General features: G+C 45.9%; 15 protein-coding genes and 1 tRNA gene. 5 read left to right on the top strand and 11 right to left on the bottom strand.

What is annotated here, in order from left to right:
* Window position 1: 1 nt before the first annotated feature.
* Entirely contained in the window at window positions 2–979 is a 978-nt protein-coding gene (gene cas4, locus H5T41_04070) for a CRISPR-associated protein Cas4 (protein ID MBC7107951.1), read from the top strand.
* On the opposite strand, the gene glmS is transcribed toward cas4, so the two are convergent.
* Together glmS and H5T41_04060 are read right to left on the bottom strand one after the other, a co-directional pair.
* Window positions 980–2,770: a glutamine--fructose-6-phosphate transaminase (isomerizing) gene (glmS, locus tag H5T41_04065; GenBank protein ID MBC7107950.1), complete on the bottom strand. Its 1,791-nt coding sequence runs from the start codon at window positions 2,768–2,770 to the stop codon at window positions 980–982. It abuts the gene before it with no gap.
* Complete coding sequence (locus tag H5T41_04060; GenBank protein MBC7107949.1) at window positions 2,771–3,961, bottom strand: NTP transferase domain-containing protein; 1,191 nt, start codon at window positions 3,959–3,961, stop codon at window positions 2,771–2,773.
* Between the two features lie 139 nt (window positions 3,962–4,100).
* Here H5T41_04060 and H5T41_04055 point away from each other — a divergent pair, with 139 nt between their 5' ends.
* Window positions 4,101–5,609: an AAA family ATPase gene (locus tag H5T41_04055; GenBank protein MBC7107948.1), complete on the top strand. Its 1,509-nt coding sequence runs from the start codon at window positions 4,101–4,103 to the stop codon at window positions 5,607–5,609.
* Window positions 5,606–6,307 carry a hypothetical protein gene (locus H5T41_04050; GenBank protein MBC7107947.1) on the top strand — a complete coding sequence of 234 codons (702 nt, stop codon included), beginning with the start codon at window positions 5,606–5,608 and terminating at the stop codon, window positions 6,305–6,307. Before H5T41_04055 ends, H5T41_04050 begins: the two co-directional genes overlap by 4 nt.
* 8 nt (window positions 6,308–6,315) lie before the next feature.
* Here H5T41_04050 and H5T41_04045 read toward each other — a convergent pair whose 3' ends face one another.
* From H5T41_04045 to H5T41_04010, 8 genes are all read right to left on the bottom strand, one after another.
* The gene (locus H5T41_04045) at window positions 6,316–6,531 is read right to left on the bottom strand and encodes a hypothetical protein (protein ID MBC7107946.1); all 216 of its coding nucleotides are present in this window, start codon (window positions 6,529–6,531) and stop codon (window positions 6,316–6,318) included.
* A 47-nt stretch (window positions 6,532–6,578) separates the two neighbouring features.
* Window positions 6,579–7,631: a 4Fe-4S dicluster domain-containing protein gene (locus H5T41_04040; protein ID MBC7107945.1), complete on the bottom strand. Its 1,053-nt coding sequence runs from the start codon at window positions 7,629–7,631 to the stop codon at window positions 6,579–6,581.
* Window positions 7,628–8,914, bottom strand: coding sequence for a hypothetical protein (locus H5T41_04035; protein MBC7107944.1), 1,287 nt, complete (start codon window positions 8,912–8,914; stop codon window positions 7,628–7,630). Before H5T41_04035 ends, H5T41_04040 begins: the two co-directional genes overlap by 4 nt.
* Window positions 8,892–10,496, bottom strand: a complete 1,605-nt coding sequence (glpA, locus tag H5T41_04030; GenBank protein ID MBC7107943.1) for an anaerobic glycerol-3-phosphate dehydrogenase subunit A — start codon at window positions 10,494–10,496, stop codon at window positions 8,892–8,894. The genes H5T41_04035 and glpA overlap by 23 nt, the downstream gene beginning before the upstream one ends.
* Before the next feature lie 9 nt (window positions 10,497–10,505).
* Complete coding sequence (gene glpK, locus H5T41_04025) at window positions 10,506–12,014, bottom strand: glycerol kinase GlpK (GenBank protein MBC7107942.1); 1,509 nt, start codon at window positions 12,012–12,014, stop codon at window positions 10,506–10,508.
* 126 nt (window positions 12,015–12,140) lie between these two features.
* A tRNA-Met gene (locus H5T41_04020) sits at window positions 12,141–12,215 on the bottom strand.
* A 61-nt stretch (window positions 12,216–12,276) separates the two neighbouring features.
* Window positions 12,277–12,609 carry an SCP2 sterol-binding domain-containing protein gene (locus tag H5T41_04015; GenBank protein MBC7107941.1) on the bottom strand — a complete coding sequence of 111 codons (333 nt, stop codon included), beginning with the start codon at window positions 12,607–12,609 and terminating at the stop codon, window positions 12,277–12,279.
* Window positions 12,584–13,258 (bottom strand): ribonuclease HII, encoded by a 675-nt coding sequence (locus H5T41_04010; GenBank protein MBC7107940.1) that lies wholly within the window; start codon window positions 13,256–13,258, stop codon window positions 12,584–12,586. Before H5T41_04010 ends, H5T41_04015 begins: the two co-directional genes overlap by 26 nt.
* Window positions 13,259–13,675: 417 nt before the next feature.
* Here H5T41_04010 and H5T41_04005 point away from each other — a divergent pair, with 417 nt between their 5' ends.
* Together H5T41_04005 and H5T41_04000 are read left to right on the top strand one after the other, a co-directional pair.
* Window positions 13,676–14,560: a GTP cyclohydrolase I FolE2 gene (locus H5T41_04005; GenBank protein ID MBC7107939.1), complete on the top strand. Its 885-nt coding sequence runs from the start codon at window positions 13,676–13,678 to the stop codon at window positions 14,558–14,560.
* Complete coding sequence (locus H5T41_04000) at window positions 14,547–15,254, top strand: phosphoglycolate phosphatase (GenBank protein MBC7107938.1); 708 nt, start codon at window positions 14,547–14,549, stop codon at window positions 15,252–15,254. The genes H5T41_04005 and H5T41_04000 overlap by 14 nt, the downstream gene beginning before the upstream one ends.
* A gap of 281 nt (window positions 15,255–15,535) precedes the next feature.
* On the opposite strand, the gene H5T41_03995 is transcribed toward H5T41_04000, so the two are convergent.
* On the bottom strand, window positions 15,536–16,057 hold the full coding sequence (locus H5T41_03995; GenBank protein ID MBC7107937.1) for a tetratricopeptide repeat protein: 522 nt from the start codon (window positions 16,055–16,057) through the stop codon (window positions 15,536–15,538).
* Between the last annotated feature and the right edge of the window lie 141 nt (window positions 16,058–16,198).

The following is a 16,198-nucleotide window of genomic DNA, read 5'->3' as shown; positions in this document are numbered from 1 at the left end:
AATGGCCTTTGTTTCTGCGAGCGAAGTAGAGAAGTACGCCTATTGCCCGCTGAGTTGGTGGCTCAGCAGAAATGCTGAAGTGATGACACCTGCTCTCGAGGAAGGCCGAATGGAACATGAGTCCCTTGCCGAGAATCTCAGCGAAATCATCGATCATGAATTGAAGGCTAACATCTGGGAACGGGCGATCACATGGTTTGCCGTCACAGCGACGGTACTCGCCCTCATCGGAGTCGTGTTGAAGCCCGTGGAAAATCCAGAAGAATGGAGGAAAATACTCGGTGTGCTTTCGATACCATGGATCATTGCCGGACTCATTGCGCTTTACAGTTCTGCTTCCGCCAGGGAAGAGAGGAACCGTGCCAAGTACGAGCAGATTACGATTCTCACCGCGATCATCGCGATGATTACCGCACTCAATGCCGTTACAATACTGGGAATCGAACCTCGTAGTGCGTTGATTTATGAATTCTTAGCGCTCCTTTGGTTGATCGCTGCCAATATCGCCCTGTACCTTTCTTTGAGGGCAAGTCACATCGCCGCGAGGAAAAGAAAAGAGCAGCTGATCAGAGGTAAGATCATCTACATCGGTGGCAAGGGTTCGAAATTACTCAAGTCTGAAAGATACGGTCTCGCCGGGAAACCAGATTATGTGATAGAGGTCGATGGTGAAGCAGTCCCTGTGGAGGTCAAAACTGGACGAAAGCCACGAGGCCCGCTCTTTTCTCATATACTGAGAGTAGGGGCTTATTGTCTGCTTCTCGAAGAAAACGGGGCGAAAGTATCCCATGGCATTCTGAAATACGACGACGTTGAGTATGAAATTGAGTATGATGAAGAACTAAAGAAATTAATTCTTGCAAAAATCGAAGAAATGCGAAATCTCGTAAGAACGGGCGTCGTTCATCGAAACCATCACAGGGTTGGCAAGTGCACCTCGTGTTCGAGACGAACGATTTGTCCCGAAAAATTGGCCTGATCACTCCACCGTCACACTCTTCGCGAGGTTTCGCGGTTTGTCGATCGGACACCCTCTCTTTTTTGCCGTATAATATGCCAAGAGCTGCAGAACAACTGTCAATGGAACTGGTGAAAACAGAGGATCGACTTTCGGAATTCCTATAAAGCGATCAGCGACTGCCATCAAGTCACGATCGTCCTCGTATCCGATCGCGAGAACTGGACTGTCCCTTGCGGCAACCTCAGAAATATTCGATATCATCTTTTCGTAAGTATGGTCTCGAATGCATGAGGCGACAACGGGTGTATTTTCGTCGAGAAGAGCGAGAGGGCCGTGTTTGAGTTCTCCAGCTGCATATCCTTCCGCGTGTATGTACGAGATTTCCTTGAGCTTGAGCGCCCCCTCAAGCATCGTCGGATAGTTGATATTGCGACCGATAAAGAATACATTCCTTGCATTTACAAGGAGATCCGATGCTTCCTCCACGATCTCCTTATTATCCAGAACGGCGTTGACCTGCCGAGGCATTAATCTCAATTGATCTTTCATCGACCTCAGCAATTCATGCGAAAGTGTCCTATGAACAAACCCGATTCTCATGCCTACGAGATAGAGAGCAATGAGCTGTGTGATGTAGGACTTTGTCGCTGCCACTCCGATCTCAGGACCCGCCTTTGTGTAAAAGACTTCGTCAACCTCTCGTGTAATAGTGCTGCCAACGACGTTTGTGATCGCAAATGTGCGGCATCCCCTTTTTCTTGCTTCTCTGGCTGCAGCGAGCGTGTCAGCCGTTTCACCGCTCTGAGTAATAAGAATGACCAGCGGAGTTTCTCGTGTACCATGAGAATACCTGTATTCCGATGCGAGCTCCAGCGTAACGGGAATGTGGGCGAGGGACTCGATGATATATTTTCCAACCATCGCGGCATGGTAGGATGAACCGCAGCCGACAATCTTCACCGAATCGAAATTTGCGTTTTGGAGGAATTCTCCTTCTTCGATACCATCGAGCATTCCGAGAAGAGAATTATGAATCGACGCTGGCTGCTCAAAAATTTCTTTGAGCATATAGTGTTCAAATCCGCCACGTTGGGCATCTTCAATAGTCCAAGTGACGAGACTGGGCGTTCTAGAGATCTCATTGCCCGAGCCATCGTACAGTTTCACGCCGACTGGCGATATGACTGCGTATTCCCCATCCATTACGTACATGACTTTATTGGTGTAATTCAAAAGTGCGGTCACGTCAGAGGCGACGAAATTCTCACCAACACCGAGACCCACGACCAATGGATTTTCTTTTCTTGCTGCAATGATCTCTCTTGATCCTTTCCCAATCACAGCAATGGCATAAGTTCCCTTGACTCTTTTCAGCGATTCTCTCACCGCTTTTTCCATGTTCCCATCGTAATACTTCTCTATCAAATGAACGAGAACTTCCGTGTCAGTCTCCGACGTGAAAACATGCCCTTCCGCTTCGAGCTCACGTCTCAACTCGCGGTGATTTTCGATAATGCCGTTGTGCACAAGTGCAAAATTACCAGAGCAATCGAGGAAAGGATGTGCGTTTTCTTTCGATGGTTTACCGCATGTTGCCCATCTTGTGTGGCCAATTCCAACCGTCCCGCGAAGCTTCGGGACGCTCTTTTCTAACTGTGAAATTTCCCCCTTGTCTTTCGCGATCTGGATATCATTTTCCAAGATCGCCAATCCAGCGGAATCATAACCTCTGTACTCGAGTCTCTTCAGCGCATCAAGCAGGATTTCGATAGCCTCTCTCGGGCCGGTATATCCGACGATGCCGCACATTCAAACCACGACACACCTGTTTTCCAGATTTCCAGAAACTCTTACACCGTCAGAAATCCGACAACCAGCGCCAACAATCGTTCCAGGAGCGATCGTAACGTGCGAACCGATGATCGTGTCCTCTCCAATCAATGCCCCGATATTGTCCAATTTGAAAAACTCATCATCTATTTTCGCAAATGCTTGACCGCAGACGCAGCTCAGACTCGATGCAATCCTGACTCCTTCATCAATGACAGTGTGTGAAAGATGCGAATGTGATCCGATGCATACATTATTCATAATCACTGAGTTGGAGACGTAGGTATACGCATCGATACGCACGTTATTACCGATACTCGTCGTCGGAAAAATACTCACATGTGGCCCTATTTCACAGCCTTCCCCGATGAGAACGGGTCCATTGATGTATGTGCCCGATCTAACTCTCGTTCCCGCTCCGATCACGACAGGGCCTCTGATCATTACATTATCTTCAACAATGCCCGAAATCGCTTGCCCCTCAGATGAAAGTGCCACAGCATTGACCTTGATGATATCCCATGGGTATACGACGTCGATCCATTTCCCATCGGTTTTTACCGCATAGATATCCAGTTTTCCAAGCATTTTCTGCATGGCATTTGTGATGCCGAGAGCGCCAGTACTCATTTCTATTTCGATTGCGTTAAGAATCTCATCATTGAATAGATACACCCCAGTGCTGATGATATTGCCCACCATGACTTCGGGTTTCTCGGCGATGGATGTGATCCTATTACCTTCTAATTGAACGACACCATATTTCGAAGGAATATCGCTCTCAGTCACGAGGATAGAAGGTATCCTGCCGTTATGCAAAAGGTCAGAAACGATTTTTGCATCGATGAGATTATCCCCTGCAAGAACGACGAAATTCTCATTTAACAAGTGTTTTGCAGCGATGAGGGCATGTGCTGTTCCTATTTGTTTTTCCTGAAAAGCATATGAAATTCTTGCGTCAAATCTTGCTCCATCCTGAAAATAAGACATGATCTTTTCCTTCTTGTATCCAACAACCATGATAATGTCCTTAATGTCATTTGATACAAGGGCATCGATAATGTATTCGAGAATCGGCCTATTACCAATTGGCAGCATGGGCTTTGGGCGTGAATAAGTGAACGGGCGAAGCCTCATCCCTTCCCCTGCTGCCAGAATAACTGCTTTCAAGCGTGTATCCTCCTCTGATTGCATTTCAGTTTTGCATCTTTATACTTTTTGTGCAGAAAACGTTATTCGAAAATATGATAGTATCATTCGCGAGAATCTATCGAAAAGATTTATGCGTTCTTTCCCGAATCGATTATTGATGGTGTATTACGCCGAGAATCTTTCGGGACTTGGAACAACCGAAAATTCAAGAGCAAGACTTCCGCCTGAAATACTTGCTTTCTTCATGAAAGAAGGCGGTCACTCATTGATTCTCCGAGGGAACGCTGGTACGGGTAAAACAACCTTTGCTCTTCAAATAATAGAGGAGCTGAGCGCTATAGAAAAAAGTTATTACCTTTCGACGCGCGTTTCCGATAATTCCCTTTTCTCGCAATTTCCATGGCTCAAGGAAAAGTTTCAAAGGGGAGAAACTTCCCGGCTCACGATCTCATCAAATAGAACGCTGGAGGCAAAAGATCAGAAGGACAAGCAATCGGGACTAATTGAACTGAAAGGAATTAAGAGTCTCGGCGGAAAGGAAGCGAAAATTTCGTTGACGATTGGCCGGGATTTGAGCGAGCTTGAAGCGATCTACAGGATCGTTGAGACTGACGAAAAATCAAAACAACTGATCGTGATTGACAGTATCGATGCACTGGCACAGAAATATGGCGAAACGTGCGCAAGAATCATATTGACAATTCAGAGCGATCTCGTCGAGGGTTACGGTGCAAACGTTCTATTCGTTCTGGAGAGCGCTGACCCACAGCTCGATTATCTTGGTGACGGTGTTGTTTTACTTAAATCCTTGGAATACCAAAACCGAAGGCTAAGAGAAATCGAAATAATGAAACTAAGGGGATGTGAGATCCAGCAGATGCGATATATTTTTACCCTCAGCGGCGGTAGGATTCAGAGTTTCGGCAGGACTGCGGACGCTGATATTTCTCTGTGGAAAGGCTGGTCACCGATTCCCGACGCTGGAGAGCGAGTATCATGCGGCATCGAAGATATTGATCGTATGCTAGGTGGAGGATTGGAAAAAGGTTCGATCGTCCTTTTGGAGCTTGGGCACGCGATTCCGACAAGCGTTAGCACCGCGATTGAAAACTCGATGGTTGCAAACTTCGTTGCGCAGGGGAGAGGAGTCATCTGGGTTCCGATGAGAAAGGCGAGCGCCGAGAGTCTGAGGAATCGCATGGTTGGTATCGTTAGTGAAGGCGATTTCGAGAAGAATGTCAGAATCCCAGAAAAGGCGACTCAGATCGGAACTGCGGCGAAGTATATCCTACCTGTTGAAGGCTCAACAGCCTACGACGACTTCAGCTGGCAGAATTTGGCCTTTGGGTTGCAAGCTTCATCCCAGCCATACCTCACATTAATGGGATTCGATACGATGGAATCCATCTATGGAATTCAAGTAATGGATCAGCTTGCGGATTACCTCGCCTCAGTCAGGAGGAATAAAGGAATCTTCGTTGGCATTGCACCTCCTTCCGCCGACTCGACCCAGCGGATCGCCGATCTCGCAACTATCCATCTCAAGATCGACAGAGTGGGCGGAACGGTTATACTCTACGGAGAAAAACCATTCACGGAGTGCAACGCCTTTACATTTGCTGAGAAAAAAGTTGGTGGTCACATTTCATTGGTTCCAATTCTATGAGTGAGGTGGTTATGTTAAAAATCGCACTTCCAGAAAGATCCTCGATTCTCATGATCGGAAGTCCAGGAATTGGACTTCTTGAGTTCAATGTCGGACTTGCTCAGAGCTACCTTGAAAGAGGCGATATTGTTGTTTTCGTTACAATCGATGTTCTCCCTGGCGATGTCGTCTCTCTCTTGAAAGCCTTTGGTGTTCCCGTTGATGACTTTCTGGGAAAGAAAATCTTCATCATTGATTATCATTCAAGTCTCCTGGGCTCATACGATGATCATTCATCTTTCACGGAAGAATACGTGCGGAAGGTCTCGGACATCGAAGGGATCATGTTCAATTTGACAGCGATAGCGAATGAGTACGGCCGCCCAATCAGGATTTTCCTGCACTCCCTTTCAACTCTTTTTCTTTACAACCAAACAAATGTCGTTTTGAAATTCTTTCAGATATCCTCCTCCAGGATTCGATCCGAGCTCGGCATGGCTATATTCACGGTGCACGATGGTGTGCACGAGGATAGGACAATCAATCATCTCATGGCAATGGCCGATGGTGTGATCGAACTGAAGTTCGATGAGAATCTCAATCGAAGATTGAGGATCAGGCATATGAGGGGGTACGCAACCTCAACCCAATGGATTCCATTCGAAATCAGGCAGGTTCAACAAGAATCAAAAATGACTTTGCTTGAATTCTCCGATTGAATCATCAATCATTCATCTTCGAACTCGTCCTCGAAGAGGACACCGTATATCTGACTATGCAGTGCGTTTCGCGTTTCATCCGTCGATCTCACGTAAAATTCGCACTCGGATTTCGGCCTCAAAATCTTGTCCTTCTTGATGCAATAAATGAGTTCGTTATTGACACCTAATTCGGGTCTCTCCTCGATGTAAAGGCATGAAAAGCAAAGAGCATTCTTGTTCATGTTTTTGCCTGAATTAGATAGGATACTAATTATTTTCTACTTTGCGGTCAAGCTTCTCGTTCAGTATACATATTAATGAATGTTATGAATTCTTCAACCTTGCCGATATTCGCTCTTCGCAAATTCAGCACGCAAAAAGGGCATGGTGCTAGCAGTAGATCAACGCCTGAGCGGCATGCATCTCTCATCTTACTTGCGGCCAATTTCAACGCGAGATCGGAAAAACCGGCTACAACTCCTCCACCGCCACCACAACATTTATCTGGATCTTCAAGCTCGACGATTTTGACTCTGGGAATTAATTGAAGCAGATCGTAGGCCTGATCAATAATCTGAGGGCCGATTGTTCTTTTGATGTGGCATGGGTGATGGAGTGCTACTCTGACATTATTCTTCGGGGTTTTAAACTTTAGACGGTTCTTTTTTGTCGCTTCCCAAAGTACTTCGATTGTATGAAGAGGATCTCTGTCATAATGCCGAAGGAATTGCGTTGTGCAACCTGGACACGATGTGATGATCTCTTCAAAGCTACCGAATTTTATCAAGTTCGTTTCTTTTAACGATTCCAATCGATTTGAATCGCCAATCTTTTCCAGCGGAGCTCCGCAGCAGACCCAGTTGTCAGGAATTCCAAAATTCACGCCAGCCTTTTCGAGAAGCTCTACGGTGGCATCAAAGATTGAGGTCACTCGCATTTCGCTGATGCAACCTGGAAAATAGAGGACCTCTGCCTCTCTCTTTGCATAGACTCTTCTTTCTCTTAGTTGGGGTTTGATAGATCTGCCATAGCGATCGATGTTTTCGACAATTCTTTTGTGCCCCTCGACAAGGGTCTTCTCATCAAACATCATCTCCCGCAATCTGAGAATGGAATCGGAGAGCGGCAAAGATGAGGGGCAAACCTCCTCGCATTTCCAACAGGTTGTACATTTGAAAATCTCCTGTGAGGAAATCATTCTCCCGGCAAAGAACCTGGGGAGATCGACCGCGAGATTTCTTGGCCCACTGAATCCAGATATGCCGTCGATTGAAACGACTGGACATACCATGTTGCACGCGCTGCATTTGATGCAATCACCCGTTTTAAGCGTGACACTCATTGGTCTAGCACCTCCAATGCGTTCTTAGCCGAAAGCCAAGCAGTAAGAAGGATACCTCCCAAACCGAGACCTGCGGGAAAAGAACATCCTTTAAGAACTGAGCCAGCTCCCAGTACATTTTCAAGACGTTCTCCGTTTTTCAGATAAAGATGCATCGATGAATCAGTTTTCAAACCGTAGCGAGCGATCATTTGAACCAAAGAGTGAAGTTTATGTTTGGTGTTGCTATGAATTGGGTTGGGCATTTTTTCAACTTGAAAAATGCCGAAAGCATCGACAATTTTGTTACCATTTGCGATTAAACCCCCGCCGAGCAATCCTCCAGTGCAAATAATAAGGCAATCGAACTTGACCTCCGTGTCTATGAATCTGCCTTTCAGAATTGCCGACTCCGCTCTCCGACCTACCATACGCAAGCTTGAAGCCTTCAATCCCTCGGATAATCGACATCCTTCTCTCCGAGCAACTAATCTAAGTGCTTCATGAAAACGTAATCCTGGCAATGACAATGGTGTTACGACCTCGAAAATCTCTCTTCCTGTCTCTTTCTCGAGTTCCGTCATTTTCAATTGATAATCAAGAAGGGAAAAAATCGGCGGAATTCCAATTATATCACAATCGATATCTTTTATCGCAGCTGCAAGTCCTTCTTGAAAAGTGTCATCATGCGCGAGATGCGCAACCTCGGCAGCATGCATTTCATATTGTCTTTTGAATTCTGATATTTGGGTCCAATACGCGGATATATTACTCAGATTCATTATTTTAGATATGACAATCGCTGCCAAATCAGGATCGAAATCCTTGTATCCGAGGAATCCCAGAAGCGCAACATCTTTTTCCGATGTGCTTTCAAGATCGCCCTTCGAAGCGAACATTTGCGCAAATGTACATGAATAGGGAAAGCCCGTATTCGTCAATAAGACCTGATTCTTATCAATTGATCCGTTCAACGCTAGTCCGCAGGTATTCAATCGCGGAAAAAGAAACGAGGTCATTGCACGTATCTCGGCATTTATAAACTCTGTATCCAAGTGCTCATCGAACATATACGGTATCAGCGCCTCCGAAATCGTTGTCTCTCCGTACTTGCGCTCATCGACATTTCCGTCGAAATTTCTCAGAAAAACGATGTTTCCAGTTGAAAGTGAGGTCGATGTTGCACCCTCCCCTACAATCATTACCCGTTTCCCAAATGAGGAAAGAATGGCGCCTGAAAAAAGACCAGCGGCGCCATGCCCCATTATCAGAACATCTGTCTCAACTTTCAAGGTCTTTCTCATAATCTCCCCTCGAATAGGCATCAAGGTGATAGACGCCGTTGATCAAATGTTCCTTGAAAAACTCCTCCTTGAGTTGACCTCTGAACAAAACAGGCTCAACGCCTTTTTCCCTTTCCTTGATAAACCGAACTAGCAATTCCATTGGATCCCTGTCGGAATTATCGATCATCGCGGATAATAATCCGAAAATGCAGAGACCGCCCTGGCAGTAGCCCATACCAGCTCTTGTGCGTCTCATCAAATCCGAGAGTTCCTTTACATCTTGGTGATTACACCAGTAAATCACTTCTCCCCGTAGAACCTCTTCGCAGGAACAAACGACCTCCATCCCTCTTAACTCTCCGGTGCATCTTTGAATGACTTCATCGGCGAAAAGACACGATTTTCTCACGATCCGACTAGCAATGGATGATGCGATTTTTGCGTGGATATTTTCCTTAGCCACAGACAAAAGCGGATCGATTGCTGTTCTACATGATCCCGATAGGCCAAGTTTTGAGGCAACCATATCTGATACTTTTTCGGCCATGAGTCTGTATGTCGTCAGCTTTCCGCCGATCACGCTGATAAAATTCTCAATCCCATGCTCGGAGTGATCGATTAGTTGAAAGGTTCTGCTGATTTCCCTGCCAGTTGACCTGTCACTCCCGCATAGTGGTCTGATCCCCGCGTATGCCCTTACAGCCCTGGAGATCGCGATGTTGGGGATCATCATCGCCGTTTCGCGGATCAGAAAATCAACCTCCTCCTCAGTTGCTTTATTCTCAAGAGGGGAATCGACCTGAATCGAGGTGGTGCCGATGATCGATGAAGAATAACTCGGCACAATGATATCTCCGTTCGAAGGTTTTCTCAATCTGTTGATCAATCCGTTGGTCAACCTACCATTGATGACAACCATCGAACCTTTGTCAAGTGTCATGCCGATACTGAGATTCGCGAGCGAAGCGATCTTGTTTGCCCAAGCGCCAGACGCGTTGACGACGATTTCAGGCTTGTATATTTCAACGCTCCCGTTCCTGAGATTTTCGACGATCACTCTGTCGATGACCCCGCCATCGATTTCGAATCTTCTGACGGAATGATAGTTGAGCGCAATTCCATTGGCTTCCCTTGCAGATTCAATGTTTCCGAGGGTTAGGAGAAATGGATCGACCGATGCGTCAGGAACCTCGAACGCCCTAACGATTTCCCTAGAGAGCATCGGCTCCTTTTTCAACGCTTCCTGGACTGTTATTTCCTTCGCTGCCACGCCGGTTTTCTTGCATGACGATAAGAATCGATCAGCGTAATCTAGATCATCGTTTTTCAGACTAACAAATAATCCACCAGTATCTTCAATACAGAAGTTCGCAATTCTTTTTAAGATGGTATTTTCCGCAGCGCACTCAGCTGCCGATCTAGGATCATTCACTGCGTATCTTGCTCCACTGTGGAGCATGCCATGGCATCGCCCTGTCGCACCATTTGAGAAATCAGAGCCTTCCACGAGAACAACCTCAGCACCACGGCATGCTAGATCTCTCGCGATCCCGGCACCTGTAATTCCGCCGCCAATGATGAGAACTTCTGTTCGTTGCAATAGAACACCTCAACGGTCTTTTGTCGCGACCCAGTTCATGGCTCTCTGAACAGCCTTCTTCCAATTTGCGTATCCTTCCTCTCTTTTTTCTTTGTTCATCATCGGAACAAATGTTCTATCTATAATCCAATTATTTCTCAATTCGTCGAGATCTTTCCAAAAACCGATCGCAAGGCCTGCCGCATAAGCGGCTCCAAGAGCGGTCGTTTCTTGCACCGTGGGCCTCAGAACTTGAACGCCAAGAATGTCGGCCTGAAGCTGACATAGGAAATTGTTTCTCACAGCGCCCCCATCCACCCTGAGCGTCTTGAGGGGGATGCCTGACTCCGCGTTCATGGTTTCGAGCACATCTCTCGTCTGATAGCATATTGATTCCAGCGTTGCACGAACAATGTGTTCTCGTTTTGTGCCCCCTGTGATCCCTATGATCATACCCCTTGCATAGGGATCCCAGTACGGTGCGCCGAGACCAACGAATGCTGGCACGAAATACACGCCTCCTGAATCTTGGACACATTGTGCCAGTTTCTCAGTGTCTGAAGCTCTTTCAATGATCTTCAAGCCATCTCTTAGCCATTGAATCGCGGCACCAGTCACGAAAATTGAACCCTCCAATGCGTACTGGACTGGTTTATCTGCCAATTTGAAAGCGATGGTTGTAAGCAACCCGCTCCTTGATCGCGTGATCTTTGTGCCGATGTTCATCAACATGAAACAACCGGTACCGTAAGTGTTCTTCGTTTCACCCGGATCAAAGCAGGTCTGGCCGAATAGCGCGGCTTGCTGATCTCCGAGATCTCCGCAAACTGGAATGCTCACACCCATGAATTCTGATGGTGTCGTCATTCCGTAGATCTGATGATCGCTGGAGGGTCTTACCTCTGGAAGAATGGATTCGGGTATACCTAATACCTCAAGAATTTCGGCATCCCATCGGCACTTCGATATGTCAAAAAGCATCGTGCGAGACGCATTGGAATAATCTGTTATATGTTTGCCTGTCAGTTTCCATATGAGCCAGGTATCGATGTTTCCAAAAAGAATCTCTCCCTTTTTTGCTTTCTCTGCAACTCCATTCACATTCTCCATCAACCACTTAATTTTCGTGCCAGAAAAATATGAATCGACGACAAGTCCAGTCTTTTCATGGATCATCTCTGAATATCCATCTTTTGTGAGTCGATCGCACATTTCCGCTGTCCTGCGACATTGCCAGACAATCGCGTTGTAAACTGGCTGACCTGTTTTACGATCCCAGAGGATAGTTGTTTCCCTCTGATTAGTGACGCCAATTGCTGCCACATCCCTCGCATCAATCCTGGTCTTCTCAAACACCTCCTTAACGACTTTCTTCGTTTTCTGCCATATTTCTATGGGATTGTGTTCGACCCATCCTGGCCTTGGGAAAATCTGGGTATGTTCTTCGTAAGCGGAGGCGACGAGATTGCCCGAATGATCAAATAATGCGAATCGGGTCCCCGTCGTTCCTTGATCAATGGCCCCGACAAACTTGGACATGAAATCATCCTTTGTTTGTCGTATCGTCATGATAACATATTTTCGTTTTGTTCGTTGGTTAATGGACGTTCTTTATGATATAACTGGTTATGGTTGACAAACTCGTGCTTATTAGATAGTAAAAAGTAGCGGGGGGTCGATTTGAACGACCGATCTCCGGGTTATGAGCCCGACGGGATGTCCTGGCTACCCCACCCCGCTTTGGGTAAGACTCTTAAACACCAGACCCTTAGATAAAAGTTTTGGGCGTGAGGATCGCGAGTTAAAAGAGTTTTCGAAGGTGCATCACATCTTCGAGTGATCCCTTGATGCGGATCTTCCGCAGAGCCCATGCCTTCATCGGTTTGATTCTTCCGCTGAGCACGCCTTCGAGCGTCTCCGGATCGGAAAAAACTATGATGTCTGGGTCCGCGATCTCACCGTCATTTACTGGTGAAATCCTCTTTTCTTCAAGCGAGAAATTGTATTTTTCCGTGCCGAGATCGATCAACACTTTCTTCTTAATTCCATCTAGTTCTTTCTGTAATCGAGTATCCCTAACGACCTTCTCGTTAAATTTGTCAATCGATTCATTCAACAGTTCCTTCAATGTCATCTTTATCCATCCATTCATCGATCTTTGAATTCTTGATCACGGCGAACGCTTTTTTCGCCGGAGTCCAGGAACGCCTTGTGTAAGGAGGTAATTCTCCTTTTGTGGATATCCACTCATCAAGAAAAGCTTTAGTGACCGGATCGGAGGGGTAACCGCTGCCAATCGGTCGATTCAATTCCGCTTCAATTCTCTTCATCAGAGCGTCTCTCATTGTTTTCGCAATGATCGAGGCTGCTGAAACAACAGAATAGGTCGCATCGGCCTTATGTTCGCATATCAGTTCCGTACTGCACATCAACCGTTTCGAAATCATCATTCTAAAACGTTCCAGGACCGCATCCGCGGCATCAATATATGCACGCTGTGGTCGCAGTCTGTTAATAAGCTCTGAAAATTTTTCTGCTTCGAGTTCATTGAGACAATGAATCTCGACAGCGCGATCAATTTCATCAACATCGATTACGATCGTCTCTATACGTGCTATCTTTCTGATGGCATCGGCAAGCTCTGATCGTTTCGAGGGTTTCAACTTCTTTGAATCCTTCACATTCAAATGTCGCAATAAAGAATCATCATTGACTGCAACTGCTGCGACCACCATTGGCCCGATAAGTGGACCTCTGCCTGCTTCATCGATGCCGCAGATCATCGTGTCATTCATAAGAGAGCCAGTATAAATTCATGTCGCAATTTATGCAGTGTCATAAATGATAAGAAGAAGTCACTAATTCAATGAGTTCGGGCGTCGATTGATTAATCTTTCTAGCGTCAATTTTCCTGAATGAAGCAAAAGGAACGAAGCAAGTTACCGACCGGAAAATTTAGATGAATGTATTTTTCTAGTAGGCTACAACAGTTCCGTCCCGGTTGATTCATATCGAGTGATAGGTGATCGGATATTTCACAAGGCCCAATTTAGATATTCCATTTCCTTCCTAGCGATAAAAGAGTAGAGAATCCGTCGTGTTCCGATAAACAATTTTTTGAGAATACTACCAAATTATTAGTTAAATGCTCATTTTTTTAAAAGATGTCCCTATCGAGTATCGGTGATCTTATCGCCAGAATGGATTGTCAAAATATCCGTATTCCGAACGGATTCAAGCTAACAAGAGTGGGCGTCACCGGCGTCAAGAAGCCGGTTACTGTTAAGAGAGGGAACAAGACGGTAACCCTCACATGCAATTTCGACATCTTTGTCGATTTACCATCAAGCCAGAAAGGTTCACATCTGTCGAGAAATCTCGAAGTCGTTTCAGAGATTGTTGATCAGACTATTAGAGAGCCAGTTTCTGGTCTAGAAGTTTTGAGCGCGCAGATTTGTAAATTGCTGCTGGAGCGTCATGAATACGCATCGTATTCAGAAGTCCATGTGACAGCGGATTATTTTCTCGAGAGGAAAACACCCAGCGGTAAGAGAACTCTGGAGTCATATGAGCTCATGGCAAAGGCGGTAAGCAAGCGTGACAATGGAGTCAAGAAGATGATAGGTGTTAAAGTCACAGGGATGACTGCGTGTCCGTGTGCGATGGAAACGATTCGCGATGAGCTGCTTGGAGAAAAACGTTCCAGTTGTGCCGATGTTCCAACAATCACACACAATCAGCGAAATGTCACAACAGTCATGATTGAAGTCCCTGAAGAATACGATGTCGAAGCTGACGATCTGGTCGATATTGTTGAAAGATCTTTCAGTAGCCCCACCTATGAGATCTTGAAGCGATCGGATGAAGCAAGAATAGTTCTGAAGGCACATAGCAATCCGAAATTCGTTGAAGACGTCGTGAGGGAGATATTGTCGCAGATTCTCGAAAGCTATGGGCATCTTCCAGACGATGTCGTAGTGACGGTAAGGAGCGAGAGTGAGGAATCGATTCATAAACACAACGCTTTCGCAGAGAGGATAACTACGATGAAGGAATTGAGAAACGATCAGGTTGCATGCTATTGAACTCATTGCGGAGGGAGGGAGTATTTCTATTAAAGCGATTGTCGTGGACGTCGACGGTACATTGACCGATTCGAAGAGAAAAATTCAAATCCACGGGATAGAAGCGTTGCGCCGTGTGCAAGAAAAGGGCTACACGGTGATGATTGCGAGCGGTAACGTTTTACCAGTAGCGTACGGTTTAGCTCTCTTTATTGGCATTGAGGGACCTGTTATCGCCGAGAACGGCGGGATCATCTCTTTTCGAGAAAGAATCTACAAGATCAATTCAATTGAGCAACCTCTCAGGGCTTATGAGTATTTGAAGAGCAAAATGCCAGTCGAACGACTTTTTACAGATAAATGGAGGGAAACAGAGGTTGCCTTGAAAAGATCGGCAGACCTCGAAGAAGTAAAGAAGGCATTAAAGAATTGGAATGTGACGATAGAAGCCACGGGATTTGCCATTCACATCATGGAGCCCGGACACAGTAAGATGAATGGCGTTAGAAAGGCCGCGAAAATAATTGGAATTGATACGGAGGAGATCGCCGCATTCGGCGATTCCGACAATGACGTATCAATGATCGAGAACTGCGGCATCGGAATCGCCGTTTCGAACGCTTCAGAAGCGGCCAAGCGTGCTGCCGATTATGTGTGCAGACGGCCACATGCAGATGGTGTCATAGAGGGTCTTGAGTGGTTAGGGCTTTTATAAAATGATGCCGTTGAGAAAAAACTAATCGGTATCGTTTTAAGAAGGAAAGTTGTATCGAATTAATGATGTCTGTATTGGGGCAGTGTAGCATCTGCGGCCGGTGTGCGGAGCATACGTGTGCGATCTGTGGTCAATTGGTCTGTTCAAAGCATTTTTACCCGCGAGAGTGTGTGTGCGAACGATGCTACAGGACGGCTAAGCACGAGATTGAAAGGGAAAATGAGAAGAAATTGTTTTAGCCAATACCCCTCATTTTTATTATTTGATTATGATATATCTGATTACGATAAGAGCTTCTTTGCCTTTTCCTCGTCAAGATTGATCGATTTGAGAAGATATTTCAATGACTTCTTTAGAATAAACTCCATCGTCTTGTCGTCCATGAATTTCTCGTAAACCTCGGGCGCCTTTCGATAATATTCAACTCCAAATTCAGAATAGTAATACGGCGCGTTGTCCGGATCGATTTCGGCTGCCTTATTGTACGCTGATTCGGCCTCGTTCAGTTTTCCGACATCGAGGCAAAATGAGCCCATCGAAGCAAGAAAATAGGCATTCTGCGGGTCGAGTTCGATTGCCTTTTTGTAAGACTCGAGTATTTCCTCTACACTGATCTTGGAAACACATAGTCCTGCTTCAGCCTTGCCAAAATAGGCTTCGGCATTTTTCGGATTAAGTTTAATAGCCTTCTCGAATTTCGACAACGCTTGAGCGTAATCGCCCTCGCTGAGCAATTGGAAACCTTGTTTGATGAGTTTCTCAGCTTCGTCCATGAATGCACCATCCGGAGTAAGCCTCGACATAAAGATAAACATTTTCCCCCAACGTTGTTGTCTTCGAATAGCACTGTTTTTCTCAAGGATGCGACCTTTCCTTATTATAGCTCGTACGCTTATTCCTTGCGTATAACGCATTGGAAGGCGTGAGATAATCGTTATATATGC

The sequence above is a fragment of the Methanomassiliicoccales archaeon genome (assembly GCA_014361295.1).
In the GTDB taxonomy this organism is placed as follows: domain Archaea; phylum Thermoplasmatota; class Thermoplasmata; order Methanomassiliicoccales; family JACIVX01; genus JACIVX01.
Note: the sequence above shows the minus strand (reverse complement) of the source record. Positions and strands in the feature narration are given on the sequence as shown.

Coding starts and splice junctions, on each gene's coding strand:
- H5T41_04050 (MBC7107947.1), top strand. CDS start 5,606: ATGAGTGAGGTGGTTATGTTAAAAATCGCACTTCCAGAAAGATCCTCG.
- H5T41_04055 (MBC7107948.1), top strand. CDS start 4,101: ATGGTGTATTACGCCGAGAATCTTTCGGGACTTGGAACAACCGAAAAT.
- H5T41_04035 (MBC7107944.1), bottom strand. CDS start 8,914: ATGAGAAAGACCTTGAAAGTTGAGACAGATGTTCTGATAATGGGGCAT.
- H5T41_04045 (MBC7107946.1), bottom strand. CDS start 6,531: ATGAACAAGAATGCTCTTTGCTTTTCATGCCTTTACATCGAGGAGAGA.
- cas4 (MBC7107951.1), top strand. CDS start 2: ATGGCCTTTGTTTCTGCGAGCGAAGTAGAGAAGTACGCCTATTGCCCG.
- H5T41_04015 (MBC7107941.1), bottom strand. CDS start 12,609: ATGACATTGAAGGAACTGTTGAATGAATCGATTGACAAATTTAACGAG.
- H5T41_03995 (MBC7107937.1), bottom strand. CDS start 16,057: ATGTCGAGGCTTACTCCGGATGGTGCATTCATGGACGAAGCTGAGAAA.
- H5T41_04010 (MBC7107940.1), bottom strand. CDS start 13,258: ATGATCTGCGGCATCGATGAAGCAGGCAGAGGTCCACTTATCGGGCCA.
- glmS (MBC7107950.1), bottom strand. CDS start 2,770: ATGTGCGGCATCGTCGGATATACCGGCCCGAGAGAGGCTATCGAAATC.
- glpK (MBC7107942.1), bottom strand. CDS start 12,014: ATGTCCAAGTTTGTCGGGGCCATTGATCAAGGAACGACGGGGACCCGA.
- H5T41_04005 (MBC7107939.1), top strand. CDS start 13,676: ATGGATTGTCAAAATATCCGTATTCCGAACGGATTCAAGCTAACAAGA.
- H5T41_04040 (MBC7107945.1), bottom strand. CDS start 7,631: ATGAGTGTCACGCTTAAAACGGGTGATTGCATCAAATGCAGCGCGTGC.